This is a genomic window from Modestobacter roseus (assembly GCF_007994135.1).
GTDB lineage: Bacteria > Actinomycetota > Actinomycetes > Mycobacteriales > Geodermatophilaceae > Modestobacter > Modestobacter roseus.
The window spans coordinates 3,491,171-3,506,809 of the sequence record NZ_VLKF01000001.1 but is presented as its reverse complement, the minus strand read 5'-3'; the positions used below and the strand labels follow the sequence as shown (position 1 = coordinate 3,506,809).

The 15,639-nt window shown below is 74.1% G+C and carries 16 protein-coding genes; 6 read left to right on the top strand and 10 right to left on the bottom strand.

Annotated features, from left to right (window positions below; genetic code table 11):
- Positions 1–79: 79 nt before the first annotated feature.
- On the top strand, positions 80–1,687 hold the full coding sequence (locus JD78_RS16815) for a SpoIIE family protein phosphatase (protein ID WP_228395106.1): 1,608 nt from the start codon (positions 80–82) through the stop codon (positions 1,685–1,687).
- A 17-nt stretch (positions 1,688–1,704) separates the two neighbouring features.
- On the opposite strand, the gene JD78_RS16810 is transcribed toward JD78_RS16815, so the two are convergent.
- The 4 genes from JD78_RS16810 to moaA form a co-directional block, all read right to left on the bottom strand.
- Positions 1,705–2,196, bottom strand: coding sequence for a cupin domain-containing protein (locus tag JD78_RS16810; RefSeq protein ID WP_153359529.1), 492 nt, complete (start codon positions 2,194–2,196; stop codon positions 1,705–1,707).
- 86 nt (positions 2,197–2,282) lie between these two features.
- The gene (locus JD78_RS16805; RefSeq protein ID WP_153359531.1) at positions 2,283–2,501 is read right to left on the bottom strand and encodes a hypothetical protein; all 219 of its coding nucleotides are present in this window, start codon (positions 2,499–2,501) and stop codon (positions 2,283–2,285) included.
- Between the two features lie 15 nt (positions 2,502–2,516).
- Positions 2,517–2,759, bottom strand: coding sequence for a MoaD/ThiS family protein (locus JD78_RS16800; protein ID WP_208104131.1), 243 nt, complete (start codon positions 2,757–2,759; stop codon positions 2,517–2,519).
- A gap of 5 nt (positions 2,760–2,764) precedes the next feature.
- Positions 2,765–3,814: a GTP 3',8-cyclase MoaA gene (gene moaA, locus JD78_RS16795; RefSeq protein WP_194290449.1), complete on the bottom strand. Its 1,050-nt coding sequence runs from the start codon at positions 3,812–3,814 to the stop codon at positions 2,765–2,767.
- A gap of 119 nt (positions 3,815–3,933) precedes the next feature.
- Here moaA and JD78_RS16790 point away from each other — a divergent pair, with 119 nt between their 5' ends.
- From JD78_RS16790 to JD78_RS16775, 4 genes are all read left to right on the top strand, one after another.
- A complete protein-coding gene (locus JD78_RS16790) occupies positions 3,934–5,190 on the top strand; it encodes an MFS transporter (RefSeq protein ID WP_153359535.1) in 1,257 nt (418 codons plus the stop codon).
- Between the two features lie 88 nt (positions 5,191–5,278).
- Complete coding sequence (locus tag JD78_RS16785) at positions 5,279–6,760, top strand: SulP family inorganic anion transporter (protein WP_153359537.1); 1,482 nt, start codon at positions 5,279–5,281, stop codon at positions 6,758–6,760.
- The gene (locus JD78_RS16780; RefSeq protein ID WP_153359539.1) at positions 6,760–7,158 is read left to right on the top strand and encodes a MerR family transcriptional regulator; all 399 of its coding nucleotides are present in this window, start codon (positions 6,760–6,762) and stop codon (positions 7,156–7,158) included. The genes JD78_RS16785 and JD78_RS16780 overlap by 1 nt, the downstream gene beginning before the upstream one ends.
- 134 nt (positions 7,159–7,292) lie before the next feature.
- Positions 7,293–8,141 carry an aldo/keto reductase gene (locus tag JD78_RS16775; RefSeq protein WP_153359541.1) on the top strand — a complete coding sequence of 283 codons (849 nt, stop codon included), beginning with the start codon at positions 7,293–7,295 and terminating at the stop codon, positions 8,139–8,141.
- 135 nt (positions 8,142–8,276) lie between these two features.
- Here JD78_RS16775 and JD78_RS16770 read toward each other — a convergent pair whose 3' ends face one another.
- Positions 8,277–9,086 (bottom strand): DUF3097 domain-containing protein, encoded by an 810-nt coding sequence (locus tag JD78_RS16770; RefSeq protein WP_153359543.1) that lies wholly within the window; start codon positions 9,084–9,086, stop codon positions 8,277–8,279.
- A 256-nt stretch (positions 9,087–9,342) separates the two neighbouring features.
- On the opposite strand from JD78_RS16770, the gene JD78_RS16765 reads away from it, so the two are divergent.
- Complete coding sequence (locus JD78_RS16765; RefSeq protein WP_153359545.1) at positions 9,343–10,131, top strand: DUF2382 domain-containing protein; 789 nt, start codon at positions 9,343–9,345, stop codon at positions 10,129–10,131.
- An 88-nt stretch (positions 10,132–10,219) separates the two neighbouring features.
- On the opposite strand, the gene ppk2 is transcribed toward JD78_RS16765, so the two are convergent.
- The 5 genes from ppk2 to JD78_RS16740 all read right to left on the bottom strand — a co-directional run bounded on the left by ppk2 (position 10,220) and on the right by JD78_RS16740 (position 15,623).
- On the bottom strand, positions 10,220–11,137 hold the full coding sequence (gene ppk2 / locus JD78_RS16760; protein WP_153359547.1) for a polyphosphate kinase 2: 918 nt from the start codon (positions 11,135–11,137) through the stop codon (positions 10,220–10,222).
- A 71-nt stretch (positions 11,138–11,208) separates the two neighbouring features.
- Entirely contained in the window at positions 11,209–12,405 is a 1,197-nt protein-coding gene (locus JD78_RS16755) for a glycosyltransferase (protein WP_208104130.1), read from the bottom strand.
- Entirely contained in the window at positions 12,395–13,303 is a 909-nt protein-coding gene (locus tag JD78_RS16750) for a lysophospholipid acyltransferase family protein (protein ID WP_153359549.1), read from the bottom strand. The genes JD78_RS16755 and JD78_RS16750 overlap by 11 nt, the downstream gene beginning before the upstream one ends.
- A complete protein-coding gene (locus JD78_RS16745) occupies positions 13,300–14,103 on the bottom strand; it encodes a GNAT family N-acetyltransferase (protein ID WP_153359552.1) in 804 nt (267 codons plus the stop codon). Before JD78_RS16745 ends, JD78_RS16750 begins: the two co-directional genes overlap by 4 nt.
- A gap of 149 nt (positions 14,104–14,252) precedes the next feature.
- The gene (locus JD78_RS16740; protein WP_153359555.1) at positions 14,253–15,623 is read right to left on the bottom strand and encodes a glucose-6-phosphate dehydrogenase; all 1,371 of its coding nucleotides are present in this window, start codon (positions 15,621–15,623) and stop codon (positions 14,253–14,255) included.
- Positions 15,624–15,639 lie beyond the last annotated feature (16 nt).

Below are 15,639 nucleotides of genomic sequence, written 5' to 3'. Positions count from 1 at the left end.
TGTGGCTGCTTGCTCGTCATCGAGCCGTCATGACATAACTGAACCGCTCGGCCTCCGAACCGGGACGGGGAGGTGGGGCGTGACGGCTCATCAGGACGGCGAGCGGGAGCTCGAGCTCATGCCGATGGGCTACATGTCCGTCGACCGCGAGTGGTGCATCACCTACCTGAACGCGGCGGGCGAGGCGATCGTCGGGGTGCCGCGCGAGGAGCTGATCGGCCGCGACTACTGGGAGATGTTCCCGGCCAACCGCGACGACGACTTCGGGCGGACCTACCGGGAGTGCGTCGCGACCGGACGATCGGCCATGGTGGAGTCGTTCTACCCGCACCCGCTGAACGCCTGGTTCGAGGTGCGGGCGGTGCCCAGCGAGGCCGGCCTGGCGATGTACTTCATCGACGTGTCCGACCGGCGGGCCGCCCAGGAGCGGCTGGCCATGCTGGCCCGGGTGAGCGCCGAGCTGGCCGGCACGCTGGACGTCGACACCGCGGCCGCCCGCATCCCGCGGCTGATCGTCCCGGTGCTGGGCGACTGGTGCATCCTCACCGTCCTGGACGACGACGGGCGCCCCCGCGACGTCGGCTGGTGGCACGTCGACCCGGCGAAGCGCGCGATCGTCGCGCGGTACGCCGAGGTCCGGCTCTCCTCGATGCCGGTGACCTCACCGGTGGTGCGGGCGCTGCTGGGGGAGATGGTGGTCGCGCCCGGTCCGGACGTGGCCGACCTGATGCCCGAGTGCGAGGCCCGGGAGCTGCTCCAGCTGCTCGCGCCGAGCTCCGGGGTGACCCTGCCGTTGCGCGGCCGCGGCCGGACCCTCGGGGTGCTGACCCTCTACTTCGACGGCCGGCGCACGCCGAGCGAGGCCGACCTGGCCACCTCCCAGGAGGTCGCCGACCGGGCCGGGCTGGTGCTGGACAACGCCCGGCTGTTCGACCAGCAGCGCCAGCTGGCCGAGGCGCTGCAGCGCAGCCTGCTCACCGGTGGGTACGAGGACGACCAGGCCGAGGTGGTGGTCCGCTACACCCCCGCGGCGGAGGCCGCCCGGGTCGGCGGTGACTGGTACGACGCGTTCACCCAGCCGTCCGGTGCGACGATGCTGGTGATCGGCGACGTCGTCGGGCACGACACCGCGGCCGCCGCGGCGATGGGCCAGCTGCGGGCGCTGCTGCGCGGGGTCGCCACCTACAGCGACGCCGGCCCCGGCGAGGTGCTGCGCGGGCTGGACGCCGCCATGTCGCAGCTGCACGTGGACACCTACGCCACCGCGGCGGTGGCCCGCTTCGAGCAGACCCCCGCGGAGGCCGACCGCGGGCTGACCCGGATGCGGTGGAGCAACGCCGGCCACCTGCCGCCGCTGGTGATCCACCCCGACGGCACCCTCGCCGCGCTCGCCGACTGGCGCGGTGACCTGATGCTCGGCGTGGACGCGACCGCCGAGCGGGCGGAGTCGGTGGTCACGCTCGACTGCGGGACGACCGTGCTGCTCTACACCGACGGCCTGATCGAGCGGCGCGGTGGGGACCTCGACGAGGGGATGGCGCGCCTGCGCCAGGCAGCCGTCGAGGTGGCCGGGCTGCCGCTGGGGAAGCTGTGCGACGAGCTGCTGGACCGGCTGGTGCACGGCCGGCCGGAGGACGACGTCGCGTTGGTCGCCATCCGGCTGGTCGCGCCGGTCCGGGTCGGCTGAACGGCGTCCTCCCGGCGTCACGGGCTCGGGGGCGGCCCCAGGATCTCCAGCCCGTGCAGCGCCGCGGCGTGGGCGAGGGCGGCGGGGTCGACGGGTGCCGGGTCCGGCAGCCGGCGCTCCGTGGCCGGCTCCCCCACGGCGGCGGCGAACTGCTCGAAGCCGGCCGGGGTGGTGATCTGCAGGGTGCGCAGCGGCCCGTCCGGGGAGACCAGGAAGGTGTGCGGGATGCCGGACGGGAGGAGCACGAAGTCCCCCGGACCGGCCGGCAGTTCCGCGCCGTCGCAGTGGAACACCGCCGATCCTTCGAGGACGTAGAACATCTCGTCCTCGTGCACGTGCCGGTGCAGCGGGGGGCCGAAGCCCGGCGGGTTCAGGAACTCGACCACCGTGACGCGGCCGTGGGTCTCCCCGCCGGTCGCCTTCACGGTGATCAGGTTGCCCGTGAACCACAGCGCCGCGCCCTCGTCGGCGTGCAGCAGCTGCGGCAGGGGTGGGGCCAGCTCGGTCATGACGACTCCCTCGGTCGACCGGCGTGGTGCCTGAGGGGGTCAGTCTGGCCGCACCGGGCGGCCCGCGGTGGCCGCCGCGGCGTGGGTCAGCGGGCTCCGGCGCCGGCCAGCCCGTCGTCGTCGGGGTGCTGCCCGGGGTGCGAGTGCTCGGGGTGCTCGGCCTGCTCCTCCTCGACCTCGCCCTCCAGGCGGCGGGCCTCGCCGTCGAGCGCGGCGGCCGCGTCGCCGTGCGACTGGCCCCAGAGCTCCTCGGCATGGCCCACGGCCTGGTCCACCTTGGCCTTGGCCTTGTCCCACACGCTCATGTCGCTCTCCTCACGTCATCCCCCGGCGAACGGCGGCAGGACGTCCACCACCGCACCGGGCGACAGCACCAACGACCGGTCCCGGGTCTGCGTTCCGTCGACCAGGAACGAGCACGCGGTGAGCACCCGCTCCAGCCGCTCGCCGTGGTCGTCGACGATCTGGCCGACCAGCTCGGCGAGGCTGGCCGCCTCCCGCGACTCGGTGGTGACACCGGCGGCGGCGCGCGCCCCGGCGAAGTACCGGACGGTGACCGTCACCGGCCTCAGCCCCCGATCGCGGACATCGGCCGCGAGGGTTGCAGGAACGACGGGTCGTCGATGCCGTGGCCGGGCAGCTTGCCCAGCGTGGCGATCCGCCAGCGGTCGGCCAGCTCGGCGTCGGTGGCGCCCTCGCGCATCGGGCCACGCAGGTCGGACTCGTCCCGGGCGAACAGGCAGTTGCGCACCTGGCCGTCGGCGGTGACCCGGGTGCGGTCGCAGGCGCCGCAGAAGGAGCGGGTGACCGAGGCGATCACGCCCACGGTGGCCGGGCCGCCGTCGACCAGCCAGCGCTCGGCCGGGGCAGAGCCGCGGTCCTCCGTGGCGGGGGTCAGCGTGTGCGCGGTGGAGAGCCGATCCAGGATGTCCTCGCCGGTGACCATCCGGCCGCGGGTCCAGGCGTGGTGGGCGTCCAGCGGCATCTGCTCGATGAACCGCAGCTCGTAGCCCTGCTCCAGGCAGAAGTCGAGCAGCGGGACGGCGTCGACGTCGTTGATCCCGTGCAGCAGCACGGCGTTGACCTTGACCGGGGTGAGCCCGGCGTCGTGCGCGGCCCGCAGGCCGGCCAGCACGTCGTCGAGCCGGTCGCGGTAGGTGAGCTGCTTGAACCGGTCGCGGTCCAGGGTGTCCAGGCTGACGTTGATCCGGTCGAGCCCGGCCGCCGCCAGCGCCGGCGCCATCCGGGACAGCCCGATCGCATTGGTGGTCAGCGAGACCTCCGGCCGGGGGTGCAGCGCGGTGCTGGCCGCGACGATGCCGGGCAGCCCCGGGCGCAGCAGCGGCTCACCACCGGTGAACCGGACCTCGCGGACGCCCAGCAGCTCGACGCCGATCCGGACCAGCCGGACGACCTCGTCGTCGGTGAGCTGCTCGACCTTCGGCAGCCACTGCAGGCCCTCCGGCGGCATGCAGTACGTGCAGCGCAGGTTGCAGCGGTCGGTCAGGGACACGCGCAGGTCGGTGGCGACCCGGCCGTGCCGGTCGACCAGCCCGCCGGTGCCCGGGGTGACCTGGGGGCGCACCCGCGGGTCGGGCAGGGGGCTGGAGGTGGTCACCCGACCCAATGTAGTGGCGTACGCGAGCGGTGGTGCGCTGCTAGGTTCGGCACCGCCACCCGAGGGTCCGGCGGGCACCCCCGCACTCGCCTGTGGCCAGGAAGCGCGAGAACGAGAACGTGTCAGCCCGCACCGTCTTCTCCCCCTACGCCCGGCTGTTCAGCGTGCCGGGCGCCCGGGCCTTCTCCCTGGCCGGCTGGTTCGCCCGGGTGCCGATGGCCACCGTCGGGCTGGGCTCGGTGCTGCTGGTCGCCGGGGAGACCGGCAGCTACGCGCTGGCCGGCGCGATCGCCGGCACGCTGTCGCTCGCCTTCGCGGTCGCCAGCCCCCAGTGGGCCCGGCTGATGGACCGGATCGGGCAGAGCCCGGTGCTGCGCTGGACGGCGCTGCTCTACCTGGTCACCGGGCTGGCCTTCGTCACCGTGGTCGTCGCCGACGGGCCCCGCTGGGCCTGGTTCGCGCTGGCCGCCGTCTGCGGGGCCAGCGGCTCCAACGTCGGCTCGGTGGTGCGCAGCCGGTGGGCGCACGCGCTGCCGGACGCCGAGCAGCGGCAGACCGCCTTCGCCTTCGAGTCCGTCGCAGACGAGGTGGTCTTCGTCGCCGCCCCGCCCGCCGTCACCGTGCTCGCCGCCTCGGTGTCCCCGCCGGCCGGCTTCCTGACCGGGCTGCTGCTGGGCGTCGTCGGCGGGCTGGTGCTCTCCCGGCTGGAGGCGACCGCGCCGCCGGTGGAGCGGCGGGTGGCCGGCGAGCCGCGGCCCCGGGTGCGGGTGCTCACCCCGGGGCTGGTGGCGATCGCGGTCACCTACCTGGCGATGGGCAGCGTGTTCGGCGCGATCGACGTCGTGGTCGTGGGGTTCGCCGAGGCGGAGGGGCACCCGGCCGCCGCCGGGCTCGCGCTGTCCACCTACGCCGCGGGCAGCCTGGTCGCCGGGCTGGCCTACGGGGTGCTCCGGCTGCCCGGCACGCTGGTCAGCCGGTTCCTGGCCTGCGCCCTGCTGTTCGGCCTCGCGGCGCAGGCGCTGCACCTGGTCGACTCGCTGCCGGTGCTGGTCGGGGTGGCCTTCCTGGCCGGGCTGGCCATCGCCCCGCTGCTGGTGGCCGGGATGTCGCTGGTCGAGTCGCGGGTGCCCCGGGCAGCGCTCACCGAGGGGCTGACCTGGACCTCCACCGGGCTGACCGTCGGGGTGACCGCCGGCTCGGCCCTGGCCGGCGCCGCCGTGGACGCGTGGGGCGCCGAGGGCGCGTTCGCCGTCCCCGCGCTCGGTGCGGCGCTGGCCGGGCTGGTCGGTGTCGCCGGGTGGCTGGTGCTGCGCCGTCCGGACGCCCCCGTCGTGGCCGAGGTCCCCGCCGGACGTGACGGAGGACTCACCACCTGACCCTTACGTGAGGGAAGGGTCGTCCGGCAGGGTGGGGGTAGATCGCGCGGGCGTGCCGCCCTGCGCCGGAGAGCTCCTGGAGTCCTGCTTGTCCCTCACCCTGCCCGCCGCACGGCTGAGCCGCCCCGCCTGGCTGCACCCCTCCGTCGCCCGCACCGAGGTGCTGGCCGGCCTCGTCGTCGCGCTGGCACTGATCCCCGAGGCGATCAGCTTCTCCATCCTGGCCGGGGTCGACCCGCGGGTGGGCCTCTACTCGTCGTTCGTGATGGCCGTGGTCATCGCCTTCACCGGCGGCCGACCGGCGATGATCACCGCGGCAACGGGTGCGATCGCGCTGGTGGTGGCGCCGCTGGCGCTGGAGTACGGCGTCGAGTACCTCTTCGCCGCCGTCGTCCTCGGCGGGGTCTTCCAGGTGGTGCTCGGCCTGCTCGGGTTCGCCAAGCTCATGCGGTTCATCCCGCGCAGCGTGATGGTGGGCTTCGTCAACGCCCTGGCCATCCTGATCTTCACCGCCCAGCTGACCCACCTGGTCGACGTCCCGTGGCTGGTCTACCCGCTGGCCGCCGTCGGCCTGGCGATCATCTTCGGGCTGCCGCGGCTCACCAGCGCCGTCCCGGCGCCGCTGGTGGCGATCGTGCTGGTCACCGGTGCCGTCGTCGCCGCCGGATGGGAGGTGCCCACCGTGGGGGACCAGGGCGCGCTGCCCGACACCCTGCCCTTCTTCGGCATCCCGGCGGTGCCGTTCACGCTCGAGACGCTGGCGATCATCACGCCCTTCGCCCTCGGCGTCGCCTTCGTCGGGCTGATGGAGTCGCTGATGACGGCGAAGCTGGTCGACGACATCACCGACACGCCCTCGAACAAGACCCGGGAGTCCTGGGGCCAGGGCACCGCGAACATCGCCTCGGGCCTGTTCGGCGGCATGGGCGGCTGCGCGATGATCGGCCAGACCATGATCAACGTGAAGTCCGGCGCCCGCACCCGGCTGTCGACCTTCCTGGCCGGCGCCCTGCTGCTCGTGCTCGTGGTCGCGCTGGGCGACGTCGTCGGCATCATCCCGATGGCCGCCCTCGTCGCGGTGATGGTGTTCGTCTCCATCGCCACCTTCGACTGGCACAGCCTGCGCACCATCCACCGGATGCCGTACAGCGAGACCGCGGTGATGCTCACGACGGTGGCCGGCACCCTGATCACCCACAACCTCGCCATCGGCGTGGGCGCCGGCGTGCTGGTCGCCTGCGTGCTGTTCGCCCGCCGGGTGGCCCACCTGGTCGAGGTCACCAGCGTCACCGACCCGGACGGCGACACCCGCGTCTACCAGGTGAGCGGCGCGCTGTTCTTCGCCTCCAGCAACGACCTCTACACCCAGTTCGACTACGCCGGCGACCCGACGAACGTCGTCATCGACCTGACCCACGCGCACGTCTGGGACGCCTCCACGGTGGCCGCGCTGGACGCGATCACGCACAAGTACGAGTTGCGCGGCAAGCAGGTCCAGGTCGTCGGCCTGACCGGCCACTCGGCCGACCGCTACGACCGGCACACCGGCCAGCTCGCCGGGGCGCACTGATGCCCCCGGCCACCGCGGCCGCCGGCGGCGGGCTGGTGCAGATCGGCCAGGTCGCCGAGCGGACCGGGCTCAGCCTGCGCACCATCCGGTTCTACGAGGAGAACGGCCTCGTCGTCCCCACGGCGCGGACCGAGGGCGGCTTCCGGCTCTACAGCGAGGCCGACGTCGCCCGGTTCGAGGTCATCAAGCGGATGAAGCCGCTGGGCTTCAGCCTCGAGGAGATGCAGGAGCTGCTCACCCTGCTGGCCGACCTCGAGCGGGCCACCGGTGACCGCGAACGCCTGCTGGACCGGCTGCGGATGTTCCACGAGGCGGCCACCGCCCGGGTCACCGCGCTGCGCGAGCAGCTGGCCGTGGCCGAGGACTTCGCCGGCGACCTGGCCCGGCGGCTGCCCTGAGCATTCCCGCCACCCGGGGTGAGATGACTCGCGGGTAGCGGCGGCCGGGCCCGGGTAGGCAGAGCCCCAGGCCGGCAGCGCGGAAGGTCCCCGCGCGCCGCCACTCACCCGTAGTCGAGAAGAGGAGACCACGCATGGCCACCACCACCGTGCCCACGATCACCCTGAACAACGGCGTCGAGATCCCGCAGCTGGGCTTCGGCGTCTTCCAGATCAAGCCCGAGGACACCGTCGAGGCCACCCGCACGGCCCTCGAGGTCGGCTACCGGCACATCGACACCGCCGAGATGTACGGCAACGAGGCCGAGGTCGGCGAGGCCGTCCGCCAGTCCGGCGTGCCGCGCGAGGAGGTCTTCGTGACCTCCAAGCTGAACAACGGCTTCCACGCCCGCGACGCCGCGCTGAAGGCGTTCGACGGCACCATGGACGCGCTGGAGTTCGACTACCTGGACCTGTTCCTCGTGCACTGGCCGCTGCCGGGCATCGACGTCGACTACGTCGAGACCTGGAAGGCGATGGAGGAGATCTACCGCTCCGGCCGGGTCAAGGCCATCGGCGTCTCCAACTTCAACGCCCACCACCTCAACCGGCTGTTCGCCGAGACCGAGGTCCGGCCGGTGGTGAACCAGATCGAGGTGCACCCCTACTTCGCGCAGGACGACCTGCGGGCGTTCAACGCCGAGCACGAGATCCACACCGAGGCCTGGGCCCCGATCGCGCAGGGCAAGGTGCTCGACGACCCGACGCTCATCCGGGTCGGTGAGCGGTACGGCAAGAGCCCGGCGCAGGCCGCGCTCCGCTGGGCCGTCCAGCGCGGGGACATCATCTTCCCCAAGTCGGTCACCCGCAGCCGGGTCGAGCAGAACTTCGCGCTGTTCGACTTCGAGCTCACCGAGGACGACATGCGGGAGATCGACGGTCTGGACCGCAAGGACGGCCGCAACGGCCCGAACCCCGACGAGTTCAACTACATCCCCAGCTGAGCAAGCACGTCGCGTGCGCCGGCCGCCGTCCCCACCGGGGGCGGCGGCCGCCGTCGTCTCCGGGCACTGTGCGGTGAGTGCCCACTCGGATCCCGGAGTGGGCACTCACCGCACAGTGTCGACGTCGAAGGCGGGTCAGTCGGTGGTCACGAAGTCGATGAGCTCCTCGACCCGGCCGATCAGCGTCGGCTCCAGGTCGGTCCACACCTTCACCCGGGCCAGGATGCGCTGCGCCCAGACGTAGCCGGTGTCGTCCTCCCAGCCCAGCCGCTTGCAGACGCCGGTCTTCCAGTCCTCACCCCTCGGCACCGTCGGCCAGGCCTTGATCCCGACCACGGACGGCTTGACGGCCTGCCAGATGTCGATGAACGGGTGCCCGACCACCAGCGCGTGGTCGCCGGTGACCTGGGCGGCGATCCGGGACTCCTTGGAACCGGTCACCAGGTGGTCGACGAGCACACCCAGCCGGCGGCCCGACGACGGGCGGAACTCCGTGACGATGCCCGGCAGGTCGTCCACACCGTGCAGCGGCTCGACGACGACGCCCTCGATCCGCAGGTCGTGGCCCCAGACCTTCTCCACCAGCTCGGCGTCGTGCTTGCCCTCCACGTAGATGCGCCCCTCGCGGGCCACCCGGGCGCGGGCCCCGACGACGTACGTCGAGCCCGACGCGCTGCGCTGCGGGCCGGACGGCGCGTTGGTCTTCGGCCGCACCAGCACCACCGGCCGGCCGTCGACCCAGAACCCGGGCCCGAGCGGGTAGGCGCGGACCTTCCCGAACCGGTCCTCGAGGTGGACGACGTCCTTCTCGCAGCGCACGACGGCGCCGACGAACCCGCTGCTGGGGTCCTCGACGACGACGTCCTTCAGCGCCTCGACCTGGGGCGAGGGCTTCTTCTGGGTGCGGGGGTGGACCAGGTCGTCGTACGGCGAACGGGGAGGCACGCCCCCATGCTGCGGCGGGAGCGGGCGCAGATCTGGACGACACGCCTGGCCGGGGACCAATCCAGCGCGCCCGGGCGTGTCGCTCCGGATGCCGATCTCGCCCCTCGCGAGCACGTGACCTGCGCGGATGCCCTCCCTTCCCGCCGCGCGGCACACGCGTTCGGGCATGTCGATCGTGTTGCAGCCGTTTCCGCGCGGGCCGTGAGGGCAGACCCCTCTGCGACGACACGTCCCCGAACTTGAGGAGAACGGAACCATGATCGGCACCGACACCCTCGACCGCGTGATCGGCGCAGACGTCTATGACGCTGACGGCGACAAGATCGGCACCGCCTCCGAGGTCTACCTCGACGACCAGTCCGGCAACCCGGAGTGGGTCACCGTGAAGACCGGCATGTTCGGCACCAAGGAGTCCTTCGTCCCGATCGCGGACGCCGACCTGACCGGCGACGGTGTGCGCGTCCCGGTGAGCAAGGCGCAGGTCAAGGACGCGCCGAAGATCGACACCGACGGGCACCTCTCCCCCGAGGAGGAGCAGGAGCTCTACCGGTACTACGGCACCACCCGCGGCACCGCGACGACGGAGACCACCCGTACGGAGACGGTTGCCGGGACGACCGACACCGACCGGCACGGGACCACGGGCCACGACACCTCCGGCCCGAACACCGACGACGCGATGACGCTCTCCGAGGAGCGCATGAACGTCGGCACCCGGCAGGAGGAGACCGGCCGCGCCCGGCTCCGCAAGTTCGTGGTCACCGAGAACGTGACCGAGACCGTGCCGGTGTCCCACGAGGAGGTGCGGCTCGAGCGTGAGCCGATCACCGACGCCAACCGTGGCAACGCCATGGACGGACCGGCCATCTCCGAGGAGGAGCACGAGGTGACGCTGCACGCCGAGCGTCCCGTCGTGGAGAAGGAGGCCGTGCCGGTCGAGCGCGTCCGCCTGGGCACCGAGACCGTCACCGACCAGCAGCAGGTGAGCGAGACCGTCCGCAAGGAGCAGGTCGACACCGACGGGATCGACGAGACCCGCCGCTGATCGCAGCGACACCCAGCACCACCTGATCCAGCACAGCGCCCGCCCCGGCAGTTCGGGGCGGGCGCTGTGTCGTCCCCGGGTCCGGGGGTCAGCGCGCCGCGGGCAGCTCGTCGGCGGCCGCACCGACGATGAGCGGGTCCGGGGTCCCGACGGCCGCGGCGTCCTTGTCGGTGTAGTCGAAGCGGTCCAGCACGTGCCGCATGGCACCGAGGCGGGCGCGCTTCTTGTCGTTGCTCTTGACCACCGTCCACGGCGCGTGCCCGGTGTCGGTGTGCAGGAACATGGCTTCCTTCGCCTCGGTGTAGGCCTCCCACCGGTCCAGTGAGGCCAGGTCGGTGGGGGAGAGCTTCCACTGCCGCACGGGGTCGATCTGCCGGACGATGAACCGGCTGCGCTGCTCGCTGCGGGTCACCGAGAACCAGAACTTCACCAGGTGCGTGCCCGACTCGACGAGCATCCGCTCGAACTCCGGCGCCTGGCGCATGAACAGCCGGTACTGCTCGGGCGTGCAGTAGCCCATCACCCGTTCGACGCCGGCCCGGTTGTACCAGGAGCGGTCGAACAGCACGATCTCCCCGGCAGCGGGCAGGTGCTGCACGTACCGCTGGAAGTACCACTGCGTCTGCTCGCGCTCGGACGGCTTGTCCAGGGCCACCACCCGGGCGCCACGGGGGTTCAGGTGCTCGGTGAACCGCTTGATGGTGCCGCCCTTGCCCGCGGCGTCACGACCCTCGAACACGATGACCAGCCGCTGGCCGGTGTCCTTCACCCAGCCCTGCAGCTTGAGGAGCTCGATCTGGAGCAGCCGCTTCTGGATCTCGTACTCGCGGCGCTGCAGCCGCTCGTCGTAGGGAAAGCCCTCGCGCCAGGAGTCGACCCGGTTGCCCTGGGGGTCGAACAGCTCGCGGTCGTCGTCCCAGTCCTCGTCGCTGTTGGTGTCCGGCAGCGCGTTGAGCCGCCACTGCGACAGGTCGATGAGCGATGAGGGCGCCGGCTGGATGTCCACCCCCCGATCCTCACCCGAACCGGCCGGTTCGTTCCACGTGGAACCGGTCTGTGTGGAACCGGTGCGTGCGGTCACGGGGGCAGCGCCGCGGCCGCCCGGACCCCCCGCAGGTGGTCGATGAGCGCATCGCCCATCCGGCCCCAGGTGCGGCAGGCCACCGACGGCCGGGCCCGGGCGGCGGCCGCGGCGAGCGCCGCCGGGTCGTCGCGCAGCCCGGCGACCATCGCGGCCAGCACGTGCGGGTCGTCGCCGGCCCACAGCCAGCCGTTCTCCTGGTGCCGCACCAGGTCCAGCGGCCCGCCCGACGCGGCCACCACCGCCGGCACCCCGGCGGCGAGCGACTCCTGCACCGCCTGGCAGAACGTCTCGTCGGCGCCCGGGTGCGCGAACAGGTCCAGCGACGCGACGACGGCGCCGAGGTCCGCCCCGCCCAGCTGGCCGAGGAACCGGGCCCGCGGCATCGCCCGGGTCAGCGCCCGCCGCTGCGGGCCGTCCCCGACCACGACCAGCCGCACCCCGGGCAGCTCGCTGATCGGGCCGAGCAGGTCCAGCCGCTTCTCCAGCGCGAGGCGCGCCACCACCCCGACCAGCAGCTCGCCCCCGGGTGCCAGCTCGGCCCGCAGCGCCGGGTCGCGCCGGGAGGGGCAGAACTGCTCCAGGTCCACGCCCCGGGGCCACAGGGCGACGGGGCCGATCCCGTGCCGCCGGAGCTCGGCCGCCGTCGGTGAGGACGGTGCGAGCGTGAGGTCGGCGGTGCCGTGCACGGTGCGCAGGAAGCGCCACGCGGCGGCCGGGCCGCCGGGCAGCCGGTAGCGCTGGGCGAAGGCGGCGAGGTCGGTCTGGAACACCGCGACCGACGGCACGCCCAGCGTGCGGGCGGCGCGCGCCGCGGCCAGCCCGAGCAGCGCCGGGGAGGCGAGGTGGACGACGTCCGGGGCCAGCCGCCGCACGACCGGGGTGAGGTCGCCGGTGGGGCGGGCCAGCTGCAGCTGCCGGTAGCGGGGCAGCCGCATCGCCGGCACGGTGACCACCTGCACCCGGGCGCCGCACCGGGACTCGTAGTCGGCCCCCGACGGCGCCAGCACGACCGGGTCGTGCCCCCGCACGGCCAGGTGGTCGACCAGCCGCAGGACCGAGTTCACCACCCCGTTCACCGCGGGGAGGAACGTCTCGGCGACCACCAGCACCCGCATCCCCGGCGTGCCGGGGACGGCAACGGTGGCCGGGTCGCCGGGCGCGGTGTCGGGCAGCGCGGTCTCACGCAGCACGGGAGGGCTCCCGCGGCGCCGGCACGACCCGCCGGACGGGCGTCCGGAGCCGGCGCGGGTGCGCGGCGACGACCGGGGCGCGGGACTCGGTGACCGCGGCGACGGCGTACTCGGCCAGTGCGGCCAGCTCCCGGCGGCTCGCCCCTGCCGGGTCCAGGGCGGGCAGCAGGTGCACCTCCACGACCAGTCCGCGGGCGGCGACGACCCGGGCTACGCTCCGCCACAGCGGTTCGTCGGCCAGGTAGCCGGCGAGCGCGGTGGGGTCCCCGCCGGCCAGCCGGTACCGGACGGCGACCGGGCAGACCGGGGCGGCGGCGTCCACCGCGGCCTGGAAGAAGGCGGGGCGGAACCGCGCCAGCTCCACCCCGCACGACGTCGTCCCCTCCGGGTGCACCGTGACGGTGGCGCCGGCCCGCAGCGCGGCGGCGGCCTGCGCGACGGCGCCGGGGAGGGTGCGGATCCGGGCGCGGTCGAGCAGCACCAGCCCGGCCCGGCGGGCCAGCCCGCCGACGAGCGGCCACTCGCCGACCTCGCGCTTGGCCACCGGCAACCCGGGGACGACGGTGAGCATCGCCAGGTCGTCGACCCAGGACACGTGGTTGCTGACCACCAGGTGGCCGGGGCCGTGCCCGGGCCCGGTGCGGGGCCAGCCGACCGGGGAGGGGTGCACCTCGACCCGGACGCCGACGGCGGTCAGCACCCGGGCCGCGGCGCAGACCAGGATGCGGCGGCGGCCACGCGTGCTGGTCGCCGGCGCGCGCAGCGATGCGGCGCCCGCCCCGGCGAGCGCGCCGGCCAGCCGCAGCCAGCGGCGGCGCCGGGTGGCGGCGTCCGCGGTGGCGGCCGGGTCGCCGGCGCAGGCGGCGGTGCAGGCGCTCACGGGCAGCCAGACGCTCATCGGGTTCCCCCGGTCAGCCGGTCGAGCACCGGGCGGGGGACGTCGGCGAGGTCGAGCAGCACGTAGAAGTCCGCCGTCCCGAAGGCGCCGTCCCAGGCCGGCCGGCCGCAGACCCGCGCGCCCAGCTTCAGGTAGGCGCGCAGCAGGGGCGGCACCACCAGCCGGTCCGGCCGGGGCGGGCGCTCGACGTCGAAGGGCACGTGCGGCACGACCCGCAGGGCGGCGGGGGACAGGTGCCGGTCGCGGACCAGGTCCCACACGCCCGCGGCGGTCGCGCCGCCGTCGGACAGCGACACGGAGGCGCAGCCGCCCAGGTGGGTGGCGCCGCGGTCGAGCACGTACCGGGCGACGCCCGCCCAGAGTCGGGTGATCACCGCACCGCTGCGGTGGGCCGGGTGCACGCAGCTGCGGCCCGCCTCGACCAGGCCGGGGCGCAGGGTGGCGTGCCGGTCGAGGTCGAACTCGCCGCTGGAGTAGCTGCGGCCGGCGACGGCGGCGCTCTCCGGCGGCAGCAGCCGGTACGTGCCGACCACCTCGCCGGTGCTCTCCTCGCGGACCAGCAGGTGGTCGCAGAGCTCGTCCCACTCGTCGACGTCCAGGCCGACGGCGGCGCCTGCCGGACCCAGCTGGGCGCCGCCCTCCACGGCGAACACCTCGTGGCGCAGGCGCTGGACGGCGGCGAGGTCGGCGGCGTCGGTGGCGAGTGCCGCCGTGTAGGTGGCCGTCGTGTAGGTGGCCGTCGTGTGGGTGGCCGTCGTGTACCGGAGCGCGGCGGGGACGGCGAGCGCGGTGGGGGTCACAGGGACACCTCGGGTGCCGGGAGGCCCCTGGGCGGGGCCCGGACGCCGCCAGGTTCAGCGGGTCAGGTGTCCGAGCGGTGGCCGCTGCCTGGCGCGTCCCCGTCGGGACGGCGAATCCCGGCCGGGATGTCACCCGGCCGGGCGACGTCTCAGTCGCGGGTCGGCCCCGACGAACCGGCCGCGTACTCCTGCAGCGGCACCGCCCCGGCGGCCCACGCGGCGAGGATCGGCTCGACGACCCGCCACGACTCCTCGGCCTCCACGTCGCTGATCGACAGCGCCGCGGCGCCGGTGGCCATCTCCCGGAGCAGCAGGCCGTAGGCCGACAGGGAGTTGGGTGGGAGGTCGATGTCCAGGTCGCGGCGTTCCAGGTCGAACGGCTCGCCCGCCCCGTTGAGGTTCAGCTCCAGCGTGACGTGGTCCGGGTCGAGCCCCAGCCGCAGGACGTCGGGCTCCGGCTGCCCGACGCCGTCGAAGGCGAGGTGCGGCACCGGCTTGAACCACACCGCGATCTCCCGGCGGCCCTCCCCCAGCGCCTTGCCGCTGCGCAGCCGGAAGGGCACCCCGGCCCAGCGCCAGTTGTCGATGGTGACCGTGTACTCGGCGTAGGTCTCGGTCTCCCGCGCCGGGTCGACGCCGTCCTCGCTGGTGTAGTCGGGCAGGTGGCGGCCCCCGACCGTGCCGGCGGTGTACCGGGCGCGCACCGTGTCCCGGGCCATGTCGGCCGGGGGGCGCACCGCGCGCAGCACGTCGGCCTTGCGCGCGGACAGGCTGGGCCCGTCGACGGCGAGTGGCGGCTCCATCGCCACGAGCGCCAGCTGCTGCAGCAGGTGGTTCTGCAGCATGTCCCGCAGCGCGCCGGCTCCGTCGTAGTAGCCGGCCCGTCCCTCGAGGCCCAGCGTCTCGTCGAAGACGATCTCCACCCGGTCCACGTGGCCGGCGTTCCAGACCGGCTCGAACAGCCGGTTGGCGAACCGCAGCCCCAGCAGGTTGAGCACGGTCTGCTTGGCCAGGAAGTGGTCGGTGCGGAACACCCGGTCCTCGGGCACCAGCCGGTGCAGCACGGTGTTGAGCTCGCGGGCGTCGGCCTGGTCGCGGCCGAACGGCTTCTCCACGCCGATCGAGGTGCCCTCGGGCAGGTCGACCTCGGTGAGCGCCTGCAGCGTCGGCAGGAAGACGGTGTTCGGCAGGGCCAGGTAGACGACCGGGCGGCCCGCGGCCCGAGCCAGGGCCCGGCGCAGGTCTGCGGCCTCGGTGACGTCGCCCTGCTGGTAGGCCAGCCGGCCGACCAGGCGGTCCCGGACCTCCTCCGGCACGTGCCCGGCGTGCTCGGCCAGCCGCTCCCGGGCCCAGCCGCGGTAGTCCTCGTCGGACCACCCGGCCCGACCCACCGCGAGCAGGTCGATCTCGTCCCCGCCGACGCCGTCGCCGTCGGCGGCGAACAGCTCGGCCAGCCCGGGCAGGAGGAGTCGTCCGGTCAGGTCGCCCCGGCCGCCGAGCACGATGAAGGTCACACGCATGCCGGACCCCTGCCCC

Excerpts from the sequence above, each read along its gene's own strand:
- JD78_RS16810 (WP_153359529.1), bottom strand. The coding sequence starts at position 2,196 with ATGACCGAGCTGGCCCCACCCCTGCCGCAGCTGCTGCACGCCGACGAG.
- JD78_RS16805 (WP_153359531.1), bottom strand. The coding sequence starts at position 2,501 with ATGAGCGTGTGGGACAAGGCCAAGGCCAAGGTGGACCAGGCCGTGGGC.
- JD78_RS16780 (WP_153359539.1), top strand. The coding sequence starts at position 6,760 with ATGCCCCCGGCCACCGCGGCCGCCGGCGGCGGGCTGGTGCAGATCGGC.
- JD78_RS16775 (WP_153359541.1), top strand. The coding sequence starts at position 7,293 with ATGGCCACCACCACCGTGCCCACGATCACCCTGAACAACGGCGTCGAG.
- JD78_RS16765 (WP_153359545.1), top strand. The coding sequence starts at position 9,343 with ATGATCGGCACCGACACCCTCGACCGCGTGATCGGCGCAGACGTCTAT.
- JD78_RS16750 (WP_153359549.1), bottom strand. The coding sequence starts at position 13,303 with ATGAGCGTCTGGCTGCCCGTGAGCGCCTGCACCGCCGCCTGCGCCGGC.
- JD78_RS16740 (WP_153359555.1), bottom strand. The coding sequence starts at position 15,623 with ATGCGTGTGACCTTCATCGTGCTCGGCGGCCGGGGCGACCTGACCGGA.